Source organism: Pseudomonas sp. LBUM1661, assembly GCF_059695925.1.
Genome location: NZ_CP166794.1, coordinates 417,168 through 435,365, shown reverse-complemented (window position 1 = coordinate 435,365; position 18,198 = coordinate 417,168). Strand labels below are relative to the sequence as shown.

Below are 18,198 nucleotides of genomic sequence, written 5' to 3'. Positions count from 1 at the left end.
GCTCGCGAAAGCGGTGTGCCGAACCATTTTGTTGGATGGTCCTCCTTCGCGAGCAAGCTCGCTCCCTCAGGGTGTGCGGTGGCGCTGCGATTTTTGTTGGCGGCCTGTGCCTTGTTGCTGAGCGCCTGCGCCAGCCAGGCACCGCTGCCCGAGCAAACCCCGAACCTGGCGCTGCCGCTGCAATTGCACATCCAGCGACTGCTGGCTGATCAACGTCAGGACTGGGTGCTGGTAATCCAGCGTGAAGGCCCTGGCATTCGCTGGTCGATGATGGATTTGTTGGGCATTCCCCAGGCGCGCCAGAAGCTGGTCGATGGCCAGTGGCATGCCGACGGCCTGCTGCCGCCCAACCCGGAAGCCCGGGAGTTGTTCGCAGCGTTGCTGTTTGCGCTGACACCCAAGGACGAACTGCAAGGCAACTATCCAGACGCCTGGCAGCACGGCGCACAACGCGCCCTGCCAGAACGCTGGAACGTCCGTTACTCACAACCGATGAGCTTTGAATTGAACCTGCCCAAAGGCCCGAAATACCAAGTCACGCCCCTGACTGGGGACGCACCATGACGGCCTACCTGAACGCCCTCGGGGTGATCTGTGCCCTGGGCCGCGACAAGCAAGAAGTCGCCCGCAACCTGTTTGCCGGCGATTGTTCCAGCATGCGCAGCGAAGACGGCTGGGTGACAGAGCGGTCATTGCCAGTCGCGGCGGTGCGCGGTGAACTCACGTCGATCCCCATCGAGCTGACCGAGCAAAGCACCCGCAATAATCAATTGCTGCTGGAAGCCGCGCTGCAAATTCGCCAGGACATCGACCAAGCGATCCAGACCTACGGCCGCGATCGTATCGGCATCGTTCTGGGCACCAGCACCTCGGGCATCGACGAAGCCAGTCGCGGGCTGGCCCATTACATTCGTGAGCATGAGTTCCCGGCCGATTACGACTACCAGCAACAGGAACTCGGGGCGCCGGCAAATTTCCTGGCTGATTGGCTGCAACTGAGCGGCCCGGCCTACGTGATCTCCACGGCGTGCACTTCCAGTGCCCGGGCGCTGATGAGTGCCCAGCGCCTGCTGGATCTGGGCGTGTGCGACGCGGTCCTGTGCGGTGGCGTCGACAGCTTGTGCAAGCTGACCCTCAACGGGTTTTCTGCGCTGGAGGCGGTGTCCGGGCAACGCTGCAATCCGTTCTCGGTGAACCGCAACGGCATTAACATCGGTGAAGCCGCCGTGCTGTTCCTGATGAGCAAAACTGCCGGCGATAGCCAATCGATCGCCCTGCTGGGCAGCGGCGCCAGCTCGGATGCGCACCACATTTCCGCGCCGGAACCGACCGGCCGTGGCGCCCTACAAGCGATGCGCAAGGCCTTGAGCCGTGCGCAACTGCAACCCCGGCAGATCGGCTACCTGAACCTCCACGGCACCGCCACCCAACACAACGACGCCATGGAAAGCCTGGCGGTGGCGGCGCTGTTCCCGGACGGCGTGCCGTGTTCGTCGACCAAACCGATGACCGGCCACACCCTCGGCGCTGCCGGCGCACTGGAAGCGGCGTTCTGCTGGTTGAGCCTGAGCGCAGGCAACCGCGAACATGCCCTGCCGCCCCACGTCTGGGACGGCCAGCCCGACCCGCAACTGCCGGCCCTGAAATGGGTGACCCCGGCCGATCGACTGGCGTCCATTGCACCTCGCTACCTGATGAGCAATTCCTTCGCTTTCGGTGGCAATAACGTCAGCCTGATTATCGGAGACGCACCATGATTGACTGGCCGCTCGCCGAATTGCTGCCCCATGCTGGCGACATGATCTTCATCGAGCAGATCCTGTCGTTCGATGACGAGCAGATTCACACCCGCCTCACTGTCCGGCCCGATGGCCTGTTCAGCCGTGCCGATGGCAGCATGCCGGCCTGGGTCGGCATCGAACTGATGGCCCAGAGCGTCGCGGCCTACGCCGGTTGCCACGCACGCCAGCGGGGCGATGCGGTGGCGCTGGGCTTTCTGCTCGGCACCCGCAAATTCGAATGCAACGTCGAACACTTCCCTGCCGGTACCGAGTTGACCATCCACGGGATCCGCTCCCTGGAAGACGACAACGGCATGGGCGTGTTCGAATGCCACATCAACGCCCCCGGCATCCACGCCACCGCCCGTCTGAACGTGTTTCGCCCGCCTCAGGCCGCGCAATATCTTCATGAACCCGAAGGAGTCCAGTCATGACTGAATCCGTACTGGTCACCGGTTCCAGCCGTGGCATCGGCCGCGCTATCGCGTTGCGCCTGGCCCAGGCCGGGCATGACATCGTGCTGCATTGCCGCAGCGGCCTGGCTGACGCCGAATCGGTCAAGGCCGAAGTCGAGGCTTTGGGCCGCGCGGCGCGCATCCTGCAATTCGACGTGTCCGACCGCGCCAGCTGCAAAGCCACTCTCGAAGCCGACGTGGAAACCCACGGCGCCTATTACGGCGTGGTGCTGAACGCCGGCCTGACACGCGACGGTGCTTTTCCGGCGCTGAGCGAGGATGATTGGGACGTGGTGATGCGCACTAATCTGGACGGTTTCTACAACGTGCTGCACCCGGTGATGATGCCGATGATTCGTCGTCGTGCTGCCGGGCGAATTGTCTGCATCACCTCGGTGTCCGGGTTGATCGGCAACCGTGGCCAGGTCAACTACAGCGCTTCCAAGGCCGGGTTGATCGGTGCGGCAAAGGCGCTGGCGATCGAACTGGGCAAACGCAAAATCACCGTCAACTGTGTCGCGCCCGGCTTGATCGACACCGCAATGCTCGATGAACACGTGCCGGTGGAAGAACTGATGAAAATGATTCCCGCACAGCGCATGGGCACCCCGCAAGAGGTGGCTGGCGCCGTGAATTTCCTGATGTCGGCGGAAGCGTCGTACATCACCCGGCAGGTTCTGGCCGTCAACGGAGGCCTGTGCTGATGAAGCGCGTCGTCGTCACCGGCATGGCCGGCATCACCTCACTGGGCAGCGATTGGGAGACCATCGCCGGCAACTTCGCGGCCAACCGCAGCGGCATCCGCCGGATGGACGAGTGGGATCGATTCACCGAACTCAACACGCGCCTGGCCGGGCCCATCGACGACTTCAAGGTGCCGAGCCACTGGACCCGCAAACAGCTGCGCAGCATGGGCCGGGTCTCGCGACTGGCGGTCTACGCGGCGGAAAAGGCCTTGGCCGATGCCGGGCTGTTGGGCAACGAATTGATCAAGGACGGGCGCATGGGCGTCTCCTGTGGTTCGTCCACCGGCAGCACCGATGAGATCAAGGCATTCGGCAACATGCTGCTCAATTCGGTGGCCGAGGGCCTGAACGCCAACTCCTACGTACGCATGATGCCGCACACCACGGCAGCGAATATCAGCATCTTCTTCGGCCTCACCGGCCGGTTGATCCCGACCTCCAGCGCCTGCACCAGCGGCAGCCAGGGCATCGGCTACGCCTACGAATCGATCAAGTTCGGTCGCCTGCCGCTGATGCTCGCCGGCGGCGCCGAAGAGCTGTGCCCGACCGAAGCGATGGTCTTCGATGCGCTCTACGCCACCAGCCTGAAAAACGATGCTCCGCAGACGTCTCCACGCCCTTACGACAGTGACCGTGATGGCTTGGTGATCGGTGAAGGCGGCGGCATTCTGGTGCTCGAAGAACTCGAACATGCACTGGCTCGCGGCGCGCACATTCATGCCGAACTGGTCGGGTTCGGCAGCAATGCCGACGGCCAGCATGCCACCCGCCCAGAGCAGGCCACCATGCGCCGGGCCATGGAACTGGCGCTGGAAGACGCCGGCCTACAGCCTTCGGACATTGGCTACGTGAACGGCCACGGCACAGCGACGGAACAGGGCGACATCGCCGAAACACTGGCGACCAGCAGCCTGTTCGGCGAACACATGCCGATCAGCTCGCAGAAAAGTTTCCTTGGCCATACCCTTGGCGCCTGCGGTGCACTGGAGTCCTGGTTCAGCATCGAAATGCTCAATCGCGACCTGTACGTGCACACCTTGAACCTCGACGATATCGACCCGAACTGCGGCCAGCTCGATTACCTGCGCGGCGAGTTCCGGCAGATGAGCAACCAGTACGTGATGAACAATAATTTTGCGTTTGGCGGGGTTAATACGTCGTTGATTTTCAAGCGCTGGGCGTAGGGCTGAAACGACAAAGGGCGCCTTTCGGCGCCCCTTCACAAACAGGTCGGCTTGTCATCGCCCTGTACCTGTCTGGCTCTGCGATGGTTGGTTGCCCAGGATCCTCAGAGTCTCACAAGCCCCTTTCGGGAAAGCATAATTCAGTCCAAAAGTGGAGCCGTCACCGAGTCGCTACTACACAAAAGAGTGGCAGCTGTGCGCAGGTTAGTAGGCCGGGGACACGAGAAACCGGCGCGCCCGAAGGCGCCCTGCGCACTGCTGCCATCAAGTGCAGGTATGAAATACCTGACTGTCAGGAGCGCAGATGCGCCTCGTTAATCCACGGGCTACTAAACCCGATCACTGGGAATCAGTGATGCGAACGAAGTTACCGATGGCCCCCAAGGCGCACAAGCCGGCGGATTCTGGATTAGTTGTAGGCAATGCCGCAAGGCGCTGAAGCCTTCCTAAGGTATTTCGGAAATGTCCCACGACTGGTGGTGAAGCTTCTGGCATCGTCACCTGCAACTGCCAAATTTTTAGTGTTCTTGCGGGCGCTTTCGCGGGCAAGCCTCGCTCCTACAGGGTTTCGCATCGTGGCGTAAATTATGTTTACACCGCTGAAACCTGTGGGAGCGGGCTTGCCCGCGAATGACTGCGCAGCAGTCACGCCTTCAGCGGTTCAACCTTGCGCGTCAGCAACTCTACAAACGCCTTGGCCATCGGCGACTTCTGATCCTTGCGCTGCACCAGCCACACGGCTGACACCGCTGCTGGATCGAGCAACGGCCGATAGACCACGCCGTCGATGCGCATCCGCTGGTACGACGCCGGCAGCACCGATACACCGAGCCCTGCCGCCACCAGCCCGATGATGGTCATCGCCTCGCCAGCCTCTTGGGCGAAGTGCGGGCTAAACCCTGCATCTCGCGCCAGGCTGAGCAACTGGGCGTACAGACCACTGCCATAACTGCGTGGGAAAAATACGAAAGGTTCGAGGGCCAGGGCTGACAGGAACAAACCCTCTTCACTGTCGGTGACCAACGGATGCTTGGAACTGAGCACGGCCACCAGTGGCTCACGCATCAATTCCACGACGCTAAGGGAATCCGGCAAACCCAACGGTCGCATGATCCCGACTTCGATCGACTCATCCACCAGCGCGTCGGCCACTTGGGTACTGCTCATCTCCCGCAGGTTCAGGTGCACCGCCGGAAAGCGTTGGCGAAAGGAAAAAATCGCCTGAGGAATGGTCGAATTGAACGGTGCCGATGAAGTGAAGCCAATCTTCAGTTCGCCCAATTCGCCCAGTTGCGCCCGCCGTGCCACGTCAGCCGCTTTATCGACCTGCGCCAGCACCAACCGCGCCTCTTCCAGGAACAACCGACCGGCCTCACTCAGCTCGACCCGACGATTGGTCCGCTCGAACAACCGCGCGCCAACCTCTTGCTCCAGCGCCTGAATCTGCTGGCTCAGCGGTGGCTGCGAGATGCCCAGCACTTGGGCGGCGCGGCCGAAATGCAGTTCTTCGGCGACGGCGATGAAGTAGCGCAGGTGACGCAATTCCATGAAAACTCCATTAGGTCGTAAAACCTATCAAACAGGTCGAACAATATATTGGATTGAATCATTAGGCAGCTATATGCTTTTTTCATTGCCTGACCGGCTGCGCCCTCCGAGGTCTGAAGTGAAAACTGCTGTCGCCCCACTCGCCCATGAAGTTCCACCCGCTGCAGTGGACGATGTCGTGTCCGAACTGAAAGAGATCTTCATCGAAAAAGGCACGCCGGCGTTTATGCGCACGGTGCTGGCGCTGTTCTCCGGCGGCTTCGCGACGTTCGCCTTGCTTTACTGCGTGCAGCCGATGATGCCGCTGCTGTCCCACGAATACTCGATCAACGCAGCCCAGAGCAGCCTGATTCTCTCGGTGGCGACCGGCATGCTCGCCATCGGCCTGCTGATCACCGGCCCGATCTCTGATCGCGTCGGGCGTAAACCGGTGATGGTGACCGCATTATTCGCCGCTGCACTCTGCACCATCGCCAGTTCAATGATGCCGAGCTGGCACGGTGTGTTGCTCATGCGCGCGCTGATCGGGTTGTCGTTGAGTGGCCTGGCGGCGGTGGCCATGACGTACCTGAGCGAAGAGATCCACCCGCAGCACATTGGCCTCGCGATGGGCCTGTACATCGGCGGCAACGCCATCGGTGGGATGTGCGGACGCTTGATTACCGGCGTGTTGATCGACTTCGTCAGCTGGCACACGGCGATGCTGGTGATCGGCGGGCTGGCGCTGATTGCAGCGGCGGTGTTCTGGAAAATCCTCCCCGAGTCGCGCAATTTCCGCGCTCGCTCGCTGCACCCGCGCAGCCTGCTGGACGGTTTCACCATGCACTTTCGCGATGCCGGCCTGCCGCTGTTGTTCCTCGAAGCGTTCGTGTTGATGGGCGCCTTCGTCACCCTGTTCAACTACATCGGCTATCGCTTGCTGGCCGAGCCGTACCACATGGACCAAGCCTTCGTCGGGCTGCTGTCGGTGGTGTACCTGTCGGGTATCTATAGCTCGGCAAAAATCGGCGCCCTGGCCGACAAACTAGGGCGGCGCAAAATGCTCTGGAGCACCATCGTGCTGATGATCGCCGGCCTCGCGCTGACGATGTTCACGCCGGTGTCGGTGGTGATCATCGGTATGCTGATTTTCACCTTCGGTTTCTTCGGCGCGCATTCGGTGGCGAGCAGCTGGATCGGCCGCCGTGCGCTGAAAGCCAAGGGGCAGGCGTCGTCGCTTTACCTGTTCAGCTATTACGCCGGGTCGAGCATTGCCGGCACGGCTGGGGGCGTGTTCTGGCACCTGGGTGGATGGAACGGGATCGGGTTGTTTATTGGTGGGTTGCTGGTGATTGCGTTGCTGGTGGCGTTGAAACTGGCGAAGTTGCCGCCGCTCGGCGGTGTAAAAGCTTAAATACAAATCTCCAGCCAACCATAAACAACTGTGGGAGCGAGCCTGCTCGCGATGGCGGCATAACAGCCCAACTTAGATGTTGAATGTTATGGCCTCATCGCGAGCAGGCTCGCTCCCACCAGGGTGTTTATTAACCCGTCACGGTCACTCGTGATACGGCGCCGACAACTCGTGCACCGCGCGCAGGAACGCGCCCGCGTGTTCCGGATCGACTTCCGGGGTGATGCCGTGGCCGAGGTTGAACACGTGGCCGCTGCCTTTACCGTAGCTGGCGAGGATGCGCCCGACTTCGGTGCGAATGGCTTCTGGCTTGGCGTACAGCACGGTCGGGTCCATGTTGCCTTGCAGCGCAACTTTGCTGCCGACGCGATCACGGGCGCTGCCAATGTCGCAGGTCCAATCCAGGCCAAGCGCATCTGCGCCAGCATCGGCAATGCTTTCCAGCCACAGCCCGCCGCCCTTGGTGAACAGGATGACCGGCACCTTGCGGCCTTCGTGCTCGCGGATCAGGCCGCTAACGATCTTGCGCATGTAGGCCAGGGAGAACTCTTGGTAAGCCGCCGCCGAGAGGTGGCCGCCCCAGCTATCGAAGATCTGCACCGCTTGGGCGCCGGCCATGATCTGGCCGTTCAGGTAGCTGGTTACTGACTGAGCCAGCTTGTCCAGCAATAAGTGCAAGGCTTGCGGGTTGTCGTAGAGCATGGTTTTGGTCTTGCGGTAGTCTTTCGACGAGCCGCCTTCAACCATGTAGGTGGCCAGGGTCCATGGGCTGCCGGAGAAGCCGATCAGCGGCACGCGACCGTTGAGTTCGCGGCGGATGGTGCTGACGGCGTCCATGACGTAGCCGAGGTCTTTGTGCGGGTCAGGAATCGGCAGGGCTTCGATGTCGGCCAGGGTGCTGACGACTTTCTTGAAGCGCGGGCCTTCGCCGGTTTCGAAGTACAGGCCCTGGCCCATGGCATCGGGGATGGTCAGGATGTCGGAGAAGAGGATCGCCGCGTCCAGTTGTGGATAGCGGTCGAGCGGCTGCATCGTGACTTCGCACGCGAACTCCGGGTTCATGCACAGGCTCATGAAGTCGCCGGCCTTGGCACGGCTGGCGCGGTATTCCGGCAGGTAGCGACCGGCCTGACGCATCATCCAGACAGGCGTGACGTCTACGGGTTGCTTGAGCAGGGCGCGAAGGAAACGGTCGTTCTTCAGGGCAGTCATGTCGGCATCCGGAAAAAAAGTGCGGGCATTTTCTCAGAGCGCGACGCAAAAGGCACGGTTGCAGGTCAGCCTTTTGTCTATCGGGTCAATTTGTCGCAATGAAACTCAGTATTTAGCAACACCGGGAAACAACTGTGGGAGCTGGCCTGCCAGCGATGCGGCCACCTCGGTGTGTCATTCAGACCGAGGTGATGCTATCGCTGGCAGGTCAGCTCCCACAGGGGTGACTGCATTTCAGCTCAGGATTCGGGCTTAGACGCCCAGGTAATCCAGGATCCCTTCGGCGGCATTACGGCCTTCGAAGATCGCCGTGACCACCAGGTCAGAACCGCGAACCATGTCGCCACCGGCGAAGATTTTCGGGTTGCTGGTCTGGTGCTTGTACTGACCTTGTTCCGGGGCCACGACGCGGCCCTGGCTGTCGGTCTGGATGCTGTGCTGTTCGAACCACGACGCCGGGCTTGGACGGAAACCGAAAGCGATGACCACGGCGTCGGCCGGGATGATCTCTTCGGAGCCCGGGATCGGCTCGGGGCTGCGGCGGCCACGGGCGTCCGGTTCGCCGAGACGGGTCTCGACCACTTTCACGCCTTCGACGCGGTCTTCACCGACGATGGCGATCGGCTGGCGGTTGTAGAGGAATTTCACGCCTTCTTCCTTGGCGTTCTTCACCTCTTTGCGCGAGCCCGGCATGTTCGCTTCGTCGCGACGATAGGCACAGGTCACCGACTTGGCGCCCTGGCGAATCGACGTACGGTTGCAGTCCATCGCCGTGTCGCCGCCGCCCAGTACCACGACCTTCTTGCCTTTCATGTCGACGAAATCTTCCGGCGACTTTTCAAAGCCCAGGTTGCGGTTGACGTTGGCAATCAGGAAGTCGAGCGCGTCATGCACACCCGGCAGGTCCTCACCGGCAAAGCCGCCCTTCATGTAGGTGTAGGTGCCCATGCCCATGAACACGGCATCGTATTCTTCGAGCAGTTGCTCGACGGTCACGTCCTTGCCCACTTCGGTGTTCAGGCGGAACTCGATGCCCATGCCGGTGAAGACTTCGCGACGATTGCTCAGCACGGTCTTTTCCAGCTTGAACTCGGGGATGCCGAAGGTCAGCAGACCGCCGATTTCCGGGTTCTTGTCGAACACCACCGGGGTTACGCCACCGCGTACCAGCACGTCGGCACAGCCCAGGCCCGCAGGGCCCGCGCCGATAATCGCAACACGCTTGCCGGTCGGGATGACCTTGGACATGTCCGGGCGCCAGCCCATGGCGAACGCGGTGTCGGTGATGTACTTCTCGACCGAACCGATGGTCACCGCGCCGAAGCCGTCGTTGAGGGTGCAGGCACCCTCGCACAGACGATCCTGCGGGCACACCCGGCCGCAGACTTCCGGCAGGGTGTTGGTCTGGTGCGATAGCTCGGCGGCCTGGAGGATGTTGCCCTCGGCCACCAGTTTCAGCCAGTTCGGAATGAAGTTGTGCACCGGGCACTTCCATTCGCAATACGGGTTACCGCAACCCAGGCAGCGGTGGGCCTGATCGGCCGAGTGCTGGGGTTTGAAGGGTTCGTAGATCTCCACGAACTCTTTCTTGCGTTGACGCAACAGTTTCTTCTTCGGATCCTTGCGCCCGACCTCGATGAACTGGAAGTCATTATTCAGACGTTCAGCCATTGTTAAAACCTCATCAAACTCTTCAGGCGCATATCACTGCGGGTTGGCACGGGTGCTGGAAAGCAACGATTTCAGGGTGGCAGCCTTAGGCTTGACCAACCAGAAACGACGCAGATAGTCATCGAGGTTTTCAGCGAGGTTACGACCCCATTCGCTGTCGGTTTCCTCGACGTATTCGTTCAGCACGCGTTGCAAGTGGCTGCGATAGGCTTCCATCGCTTCACCGCTGATCCGCTGGATTTCCACCAATTCGTGGTTGACCCGGTCAACGAAAGTGTTGTCCTGGTCGAGCACGTAGGCGAAACCACCGGTCATGCCTGAGCCGAAGTTGTAGCCGGTCTTGCCCAGCACGCAGACGAAACCACCGGTCATGTACTCGCAGCAGTGATCGCCAGTGCCTTCCACCACGGTGTGAGCACCGGAGTTACGCACCGCGAAACGCTCGCCCGCGGTACCGGCGGCGAACAGCTTGCCGCCCGTGGCGCCATACAGACAGGTGTTGCCGATGATGGCACTGTCTTGAGTCTTGTAGATGCTGCCCTTCGGCGGAACGATCACCAGCTTGCCGCCGGTCATGCCCTTGCCGACGTAGTCGTTGGCATCGCCTTCCAGGTACATGTTCAAGCCACCGGCGTTCCACACGCCGAAGCTCTGACCGGCCGTCCCTTTGAAGCGGAAGGTGATCGGTGCGTTCGCCATGCCTTGGTTGCCGTGCTTGCGCGCGATTTCACCGGAGATCCGCGCGCCGATCGAACGGTCGCAGTTGCAGATATCCAGGGCGAAATCGGCGCCGCTCTTGTCGTTGATGGCCGAGGTGGCCATATCGACCATTTTCTCGGCCAGCAAACCTTTGTCGAACGGCGGGTTGCGCTCGACCTGGCAGAACTGTGGTTTGTCCGCCGGGATGTGATCGCTGCCCAGCAACGGGGTCAGGTCCAGGTGTTGCTGCTTGGCGGTCTGGCCTTCGAGGATGTCCAGCAGATCGGTACGGCCGATCAGCTCTTCGAGGGAACGCACGCCCAGCTTGGCCAGCCACTCACGGGTTTCTTCGGCGACGTAGGTGAAGAAGTTCACCACCATGTCGACGGTACCGATGTAGTGATCCTTGCGCAGCTTCTCGTTCTGAGTCGCGACGCCAGTGGCGCAGTTGTTCAGGTGGCAGATGCGCAGGTATTTGCAGCCCAGCGCGATCATTGGCGCGGTGCCGAAGCCGAAGCTTTCAGCGCCGAGAATGGCTGCCTTGATCACGTCGAGGCCGGTTTTCAGGCCGCCGTCGGTCTGTACCCGGACTTTGCCGCGCAGGTCGTTGCCGCGCAGGGTCTGGTGGGTTTCGGCCAGGCCGAGTTCCCACGGCGCGCCTGCGTATTTGATCGAGGTCAGCGGCGATGCACCGGTGCCGCCGTCGTAGCCGGAGATAGTGATCAAGTCCGCATAGGCCTTGGCCACACCGGCGGCGATGGTGCCGACGCCTGCTTCTGCGACCAGCTTCACCGAGACCAGCGCCTTCGGGTTGACTTGTTTCAAGTCGAAAATCAGCTGCGACAAGTCTTCGATCGAATAAATGTCGTGGTGCGGCGGTGGCGAAATCAGGGTCACGCCCGGCACTGCGTAACGCAGTTTGGCGATCAGACCGTTGACCTTGCCACCTGGCAGTTGACCGCCTTCGCCGGGCTTGGCGCCCTGGGCGACTTTGATCTGCAGCACTTCAGCGTTGACCAGGTATTCCGGGGTCACGCCGAAACGGCCAGTCGCAACCTGCTTGATTTTCGAGCTCTTGATGGTGCCGTAGCGCGCCGGGTCTTCGCCGCCTTCGCCGGAGTTGGAACGCGCACCGAGGCGGTTCATGGCTTCGGCCAGGGCTTCGTGAGCCTCCGGCGACAAGGCGCCCAACGAGATGCCGGCGGAGTCGAAGCGCTTGAGCACCGATTCCAGCGGTTCGATCTCGCTGATGTCCAGCGGCGTGTCCAGGGTTTTGACCTTGAACATGTCGCGAATCATCGACACCGGACGGTTGTCCACCAGTGCCGTGTATTCCTTGAACTTGCTGTAGTCGCCCTGCTGCACAGCGGCCTGCAGGGTGTTGACCACGTCCGGGTTGTAGGCGTGATATTCGCCACCGTGGACGAACTTCAGCAAACCGCCCTGCTGGATTGGCTTGCGCGGGCTCCAGGCTTCGGCGGCCAGGGCTTTCTGCTCGGCTTCGATGTCGACGAAACGCGCGCCCTTGATACGGCTTGGCACGCCCCGGAAGCTCAGCCCGCACACTTCTTCGGACAAGCCGATGGCTTCGAACAGTTGCGCACCGCGGTACGAGGTAATGGTCGAGATGCCCATCTTCGACAGGATCTTCAGCAGACCTTTGGTGATGCCTTTACGGTAGTTCTTGAACACCTCATAGAGGTCGCCCAGGACTTCGCCGGTACGGATCAGGTCGCCCAGTACTTCGTAGGCCAGGAACGGGTAGACCGCCGAGGCGCCGAAACCGATCAGCACCGCAAAGTGGTGCGGGTCGCGAGCGGTGGCGGTTTCCACGAGGATGTTGGAATCGCAGCGCAGGCCTTTTTCGGTCAGGCGGTGGTGCACCGCGCCGGTGGCCAGCGAAGCGTGGATCGGCAATTTGCCCGGAGCAATCCGACGGTCGCTCAGCACGACCTGGGTGCGACCGGCGCGCACGGCTTCTTCAGCCTGATCGGCAACGTTGCGGATCGCCGCTTCAAGGCCGACGCTTTCGTCGTAGTTGAGGTCGATGATCTGGCGTTCGAAGCCCGGACGATCGAGGTTCATCAGCGAGCGCCACTTGGCCGGGGAAATGACCGGCGAGCTGAGGATCACGCGCGAGGCGTGTTCCGGCGACTCCTGGAAGATGTTGCGCTCGGCACCGAGGCAGATCTCCAGCGACATGACGATGGCTTCACGCAGCGGGTCGATCGGCGGGTTGGTGACCTGCGCGAACTGCTGGCGGAAATAGTCGTACGGCGTGCGCACGCGCTGGGACAGCACGGCCATCGGCGTGTCGTCGCCCATCGAGCCAACGGCTTCGTAGCCTTGCTCGCCGAGCGGACGCAGCACCTGGTCGCGCTCTTCGAACGTGACCTGGTACATCTTCATGTACTGCTTGAGTTGGTCAACGTCGTAGAACGCCGAACCGTGGTCGTTATCTTCCATGGTCGCCTGGATGCGCAGGGCATTCTTGCGCAGCCATTGCTTGTACGGATGACGCGACTTCAAGCGGTTGTCGATGGCGTCGGTATCGAGGATCTGACCGGTTTCGGTGTCCACGGCAAAGATCTGGCCCGGGCCAACACGGCCCTTGGCGATCACGTCTTCAGGCTGGTAGTTCCAGACACCGATTTCCGAGGCCAGGGTGATGAAACCATTCTTGGTGGTAACCCAACGCGCCGGACGCAGACCGTTACGGTCGAGCAGGCACACCGCGTAGCGACCATCGGTCATTACCACGCCGGCCGGGCCGTCCCACGGTTCCATGTGCATCGAGTTGTATTCGTAGAACGCACGCAGGTCCGGGTCCATGGTTTCGACGTTCTGCCACGCAGGCGGAATGATCATCCGCACGCCACGGAACAGGTCGATGCCACCGGTGACCATCAGCTCCAGCATGTTGTCCATGCTCGAGGAGTCGGAGCCGACACGGTTGACCAGCGGGCCGAGCTCTTCGAGATCGGGCATCAGGTCGTTGGCGAACTTGGTGCGACGGGCCACGGCCCAGTTGCGGTTGCCGGTGATGGTGTTGATCTCGCCGTTGTGCGCCAGGAAGCGGAACGGTTGAGCCAGCGGCCATTTCGGCAGGGTGTTGGTGGAGAAGCGCTGGTGGAACACGCAGATCGCGGTTTGCAGGCGCTGGTCGCTGAGGTCTGGATAGAAGGCGGTCAAATCCGCCGGCATCATCAGGCCTTTGTAAATGATGGTCTTGTGGGAAAAGCTGCAGATGTAGTGATCGACGTCGGCGGCGTTGGCCACGGACGAGCGACGACGGGAGCTGAACAGCTTGATCGCCATGTCCTGATCGCTCAGGCCGGCGCCACCGATGAACACTTGTTCGATCTGCGGCAGGCGCTCGAGGGCCAGGCGGCCGAGGACGTTGGTGTCGATCGGCACTTTGCGCCAGCCGACCAGTTGCAGGCCGGCGGCCAGGATCTCGCGGTTCATGTTCTCGCGAGCGGCTTCGGCTTTGACCGGGTCCTGGTTGAAGAAGACCATGCCCACCGCATATTGCTTGGGCAGTTCGACGCCGAAGGTTTCCTGGGCGATGGCACGCAGGAACACATCCGGCTTCTGAATCAGCAGACCGCAACCGTCACCGGTCTTGCCGTCGGCGTTGATCCCACCGCGGTGGGTCATGCAGGTCAGGGCCTCGATGGCCGTTTGCAAAAGGGTATGACTGGGCTCGCCCTGCATATGGGCTATCAGGCCGAAACCGCAGTTATCCTTGAATTCATCTGGTTGGTACAGACCTGCTTTCATAGACACTTTCTCACCAGGCTGCCTCTTGTCGAGGCAAATTTCTTTTCAATTCAACCACTTACCATCCGCGCCGAACGTACGCCAGCTTTGCGGGGGCAAAAGGGAGGTCATTGTACACACCGACACAGGGGCTCACAAATTTGACGACGAACTGTCGCAAATCTATGTCGCATTTGTGAAAGGTTTAAAGCGATATGCTGTGCTAGTCAAAACTTTTTTAATTTTGACCGCAACGACTCAAAGACTACTGTGACGCAGACACCACAAGGCACGCGGCCTTGAGGCCAGCGCGCTCTTGCAGAAATTTTGAGGTGCCGGGAGAGGCGGCCTGGGTAAGGCCGCCGAATCTTCAGCGAGTTGTTGCCAGTTCCTGTTGGACGCTGGCGACAGTGCGAGGCCAAGGTTTACCAGCCTGGACCTTCGCTGGCAAGGCCTTGATGGCGGTAAGGGCTGCATCGCGGTTGGCGAAGCTGCCGTAGGTGATGACATAAAGCGGCTTGCCGTTGAGGACTTTCTTGAAATAACGGTACTCGCCGCCCTGCTCTTTCACGAAGCTCTGTGCGGACGCTTCGGAGCTGGTGCCGAGAATCTGCACCACGTAGTTTCCCGGTGCTTGCCCCGCGTACCAGGTGCCACCGGCAGCCTTGGCCACGGTGGTCGGCTTCTCGGCAGGCTTGGCGGCGGCAGCGACGGCTGGCTTGGCGGGTGCTGGGGCCGGCTTCACGGCGGGTGCTACCGGGGCTGGCTTGGCGGTCGCGACCTGAGTCGGCGCAGGCGTTGGTTTGGCAGCCGGTGTCGGCGCAGGGCCGGCCGAGAGGCCTGCTGGCGGCGCAGTCGTGGTGACGGTCGGTGGCGTGGCGCTGGAGCCTTCGATCGGCACGCCGTCGTCGCCTTCGGTGATGCCACCCGCCGCTTCGGCCAACGGACCGCGCATGACCGGCTGCGAGTTGCCGACCAGCGGCAGTGGCATCGGTTGCGAGTTACCGGCGAATTCGACGGAAGGTGCGCCACCGCTATTCGGTTGCGGCGTGCCCTGGCCGAGCGGCAGTTGCGCCTGTTCGTTGGCAGGTGCGCCAGTGGTCGGTGCTTTGCTGCGACCCGGCATCAACCAGGCGGCGGCTACCGCGACCACGACAACGGCGGAAATCGCCAATACGTGTTTCTTCGGCATGTTGAACCCCATACTTGGACGCTTCACCGCAGAGCGGCTGGCAATCATGGCTTCGATCATTGCATCGCGGGCAACCTGGTTGATGGTGCCAGGCCAACCGTCGGAGCTTTCGTGAATATCAGAGATCTGATCTGCGGTGAAAAGTTCGATACCCCGACCGGCGCCTTCGAGTCGCTGGTCCAGATATTCGCGCGTTTCTTCTTCGGTGTAGGGCTGCAATTCGATAACGTGGAAACGCTCTTCCTCAAGGCTCAGCGCCTCCAGTTGAGCGATCAGTGACGATTCGCCGAACAGGAAAACGTGCGGGCGACCTTCCGGTGCACCGGCCGCCAACGCCATCAAGGCTTCCAGCGCGGATTCGTCGAGCTGCTCGGCGTCATCCACCAGCAAATAGACTTCCTGCCCGGTCAGGGCAAGCTGCACCACTTGGGCCAGGATCGCACCGATCTCGGCCTGGGCGACGTTCAGCGCCTGGGCCACCTGACGCAGAACGCCAGCCGAATCGCCGGCGCCACGGGCGGAAACCACCACGCTTTGCACCGATTGCTTGTTGGTGCTGGCCACCAGGGCCTGACGCAACAGGGTCTTGCCACTGCCTTGCGGGCCGGTCACCACCAGCAGCAATTGGCTGTAGCGCGCCAGGTGATGCAGTTGTCCCAGCACCGGTTTGCGCTGGGCCGGGAAGAATTTGAAGCCAGGCACCCGTGGAGCGAAAGGGTCGTGACTCAACTGGTAATGGCCGAGGAAAGCCTCGTCGGCATGCAAACTAGTCATCGGGATCTTATTAACCTTTAAGCTGAGCCAGGGCGCGGTAATCCGCTCCCAGCGTGGCCTGTAAAACCTCTTTCGGATAATCGTCGGTCACCACTGCTTCGCCCATGTGGCGCAGCAGCACCAGGCGCAAACGACCGTCGATCACTTTCTTGTCAATTGCCATGTGTTCGAGAAAATCGGCTTCCGTCATCTCTTCTGGCGGGATGACCGGCAGGCCGGCCCGCTGGAACAGGCGAATGCCGCGATCGCGCTCTTGTTCGCTGATCCAGCCCAGGCGCGTGGACATTTCCAGGGCCATTACGGTGCCAGCAGCGACCGCCTCACCATGTAGCCAGACACCATAGCCCATATGGGTTTCGATGGCGTGGCCGAAGGTATGACCCAGGTTGAGCGTGGCGCGCACGCCGGTTTCCCGTTCGTCGGCACCAACCACCGCAGCCTTGGCTGCGCAGGAGCGCTCAATGGCGTAGGTCAGGGCAACCTGGTCCAGGGCGCGCAGGCGATCGACGTTTTCTTCGAGCCAGGTCAGGAACGGCTCGTCGCAGATCAGCCCGTACTTGATGACTTCAGCAAGCCCGGCGGACAGCTCGCGAGCCGGCAGGGTGTTGAGGGTGGCGGTATCGATCAGCACGACGTTCGGCTGATAAAAGGCGCCGACCATGTTCTTGCCCAGCGGATGGTTGATCCCGGTCTTGCCACCGACCGAGGAATCGACTTGCGACAACAAGGTGGTCGGGATCTGGATGAAATCGACACCGCGCTGGTAGCAGGCGGCAGCAAAACCGGCCATGTCACCAATCACGCCGCCACCGAGGGCGATCACCGTGGTGCGGCGGTCGTGCCGTGCGGTCAACAGACCGTCGAAAATCAGTTGCAGGGTTTCCCAGGTCTTGAAGGCTTCGCCGTCGGGCAGCACCACGGACACCACCGAGAACGGTGCGAGGCTGCGGGTCAGACGTTCGAGATAGAGCGGCGCAACGGTCTCGTTGGAGATAATCGCTACTTGCCGTCCGCGAATATGCGGGACCAGCAGCTCAGGCTGGTCCAACAAACCTTCGCCAATATGAATCGGGTAGCTGCGCTCGCCTAGATCGACCTTGAGTGTCTGCATGTGTCCCCACAGTGAAGATGGAATCAGGCGTCCTGCCCTGAGTTATCGAAAGTCCACGGCCTCTGCTGGTGTGACGCCGTTCGGTAGCCATCCGCCACAACCTTGAGCGGCCGTGACAGGACGCCGAGGATAGCGCATTTCGCGCTGCGCTTTAACGGGGAGGTAGCTGCTGCAAGCGTTCGAGAATATCGAGCACCACCATTCGTGGCGGCCGCTCATCGGTTTCCACCACCAGGTCGGCGATTTCCCGATAAAGCGGATCACGGATCGCCAGCAGATCCCGAAGGGTCTTGGCCGGGTCGGCGGTACGCAGCAACGGCCGATTGCGGTCACGGGAAGTGCGGCCGACCTGCTGCTCGACAGAGGCATGCAGATAGACCACGCGACCACCGGCGCGCAGCGCCCGACGATTGGCCTCGCGCATGACGGCCCCGCCACCGGTGGCCAATACCACGCCATCGCAGTCGCACAGCTCGGCAATCATCGCCTGCTCGCGGTCACGAAAGCCCGGCTCGCCTTCCTTATCGAAGATCCACGGGATATTGGCGCCCGTGCGCAATTCAATTTCCTTATCGGAATCTTTGAACGGCAGGCGCAGCTCTTTGGCCAGCAACCGGCCGATGGTGCTTTTTCCAGCCCCCATCGGTCCAACAAGAATCAAATTTCGCAC

The 18,198-nt window shown here is 61.5% G+C and carries 13 protein-coding genes; 6 read left to right on the top strand and 7 right to left on the bottom strand.

Features of this window, described 5'->3' with window-relative positions:
- Positions 1 to 78 precede the first annotated feature (78 nt).
- From ACA057_RS02040 to ACA057_RS02020, 5 genes are read left to right on the top strand one after another with little or no spacing between them, the layout of a single operon-like run.
- A complete protein-coding gene (locus ACA057_RS02040; RefSeq protein WP_497345553.1) occupies positions 79 to 564 on the top strand; it encodes a hypothetical protein in 486 nt (161 codons plus the stop codon).
- A complete protein-coding gene (locus ACA057_RS02035; RefSeq protein ID WP_497345551.1) occupies positions 561 to 1,757 on the top strand; it encodes a beta-ketoacyl-[acyl-carrier-protein] synthase family protein in 1,197 nt (398 codons plus the stop codon). Before ACA057_RS02040 ends, ACA057_RS02035 begins: the two co-directional genes overlap by 4 nt.
- Entirely contained in the window at positions 1,754 to 2,215 is a 462-nt protein-coding gene (locus tag ACA057_RS02030) for a hotdog family protein (protein ID WP_497345549.1), read from the top strand. Before ACA057_RS02035 ends, ACA057_RS02030 begins: the two co-directional genes overlap by 4 nt.
- Complete coding sequence (fabG, locus tag ACA057_RS02025; RefSeq protein ID WP_497345547.1) at positions 2,212 to 2,940, top strand: 3-oxoacyl-ACP reductase FabG; 729 nt, start codon at positions 2,212 to 2,214, stop codon at positions 2,938 to 2,940. The genes ACA057_RS02030 and fabG overlap by 4 nt, the downstream gene beginning before the upstream one ends.
- Positions 2,940 to 4,166 (top strand): beta-ketoacyl-ACP synthase, encoded by a 1,227-nt coding sequence (locus ACA057_RS02020; protein ID WP_497345545.1) that lies wholly within the window; start codon positions 2,940 to 2,942, stop codon positions 4,164 to 4,166. Before fabG ends, ACA057_RS02020 begins: the two co-directional genes overlap by 1 nt.
- Before the next feature lie 645 nt (positions 4,167 to 4,811).
- On the opposite strand, the gene ACA057_RS02015 is transcribed toward ACA057_RS02020, so the two are convergent.
- The gene (locus ACA057_RS02015; RefSeq protein WP_497345543.1) at positions 4,812 to 5,714 is read right to left on the bottom strand and encodes a LysR family transcriptional regulator; all 903 of its coding nucleotides are present in this window, start codon (positions 5,712 to 5,714) and stop codon (positions 4,812 to 4,814) included.
- Between the two features lie 118 nt (positions 5,715 to 5,832).
- Here ACA057_RS02015 and ACA057_RS02010 point away from each other — a divergent pair, with 118 nt between their 5' ends.
- The gene (locus tag ACA057_RS02010; protein ID WP_497345541.1) at positions 5,833 to 7,107 is read left to right on the top strand and encodes an MFS transporter; all 1,275 of its coding nucleotides are present in this window, start codon (positions 5,833 to 5,835) and stop codon (positions 7,105 to 7,107) included.
- Between the two features lie 144 nt (positions 7,108 to 7,251).
- Here ACA057_RS02010 and hemE read toward each other — a convergent pair whose 3' ends face one another.
- The 6 genes from hemE to aroK all read right to left on the bottom strand — a co-directional run bounded on the left by hemE (position 7,252) and on the right by aroK (position 18,198).
- Positions 7,252 to 8,319, bottom strand: a complete 1,068-nt coding sequence (gene hemE, locus ACA057_RS02005) for a uroporphyrinogen decarboxylase (RefSeq protein WP_497345539.1) — start codon at positions 8,317 to 8,319, stop codon at positions 7,252 to 7,254.
- A 252-nt stretch (positions 8,320 to 8,571) separates the two neighbouring features.
- The gene (locus ACA057_RS02000) at positions 8,572 to 9,990 is read right to left on the bottom strand and encodes an FAD-dependent oxidoreductase (RefSeq protein ID WP_401359524.1); all 1,419 of its coding nucleotides are present in this window, start codon (positions 9,988 to 9,990) and stop codon (positions 8,572 to 8,574) included.
- A gap of 33 nt (positions 9,991 to 10,023) precedes the next feature.
- Positions 10,024 to 14,472 carry a glutamate synthase large subunit gene (gene gltB, locus ACA057_RS01995; RefSeq protein WP_497345537.1) on the bottom strand — a complete coding sequence of 1,483 codons (4,449 nt, stop codon included), beginning with the start codon at positions 14,470 to 14,472 and terminating at the stop codon, positions 10,024 to 10,026.
- A gap of 349 nt (positions 14,473 to 14,821) precedes the next feature.
- Positions 14,822 to 16,417, bottom strand: coding sequence for an SPOR domain-containing protein (locus ACA057_RS01990; protein ID WP_497345535.1), 1,596 nt, complete (start codon positions 16,415 to 16,417; stop codon positions 14,822 to 14,824).
- A gap of 10 nt (positions 16,418 to 16,427) precedes the next feature.
- The gene (gene aroB, locus ACA057_RS01985) at positions 16,428 to 17,528 is read right to left on the bottom strand and encodes a 3-dehydroquinate synthase (protein ID WP_497345533.1); all 1,101 of its coding nucleotides are present in this window, start codon (positions 17,526 to 17,528) and stop codon (positions 16,428 to 16,430) included.
- Positions 17,529 to 17,679: 151 nt separating this feature from the next.
- Positions 17,680 to 18,198, bottom strand: a complete 519-nt coding sequence (gene aroK, locus ACA057_RS01980; protein WP_063854487.1) for a shikimate kinase AroK — start codon at positions 18,196 to 18,198, stop codon at positions 17,680 to 17,682.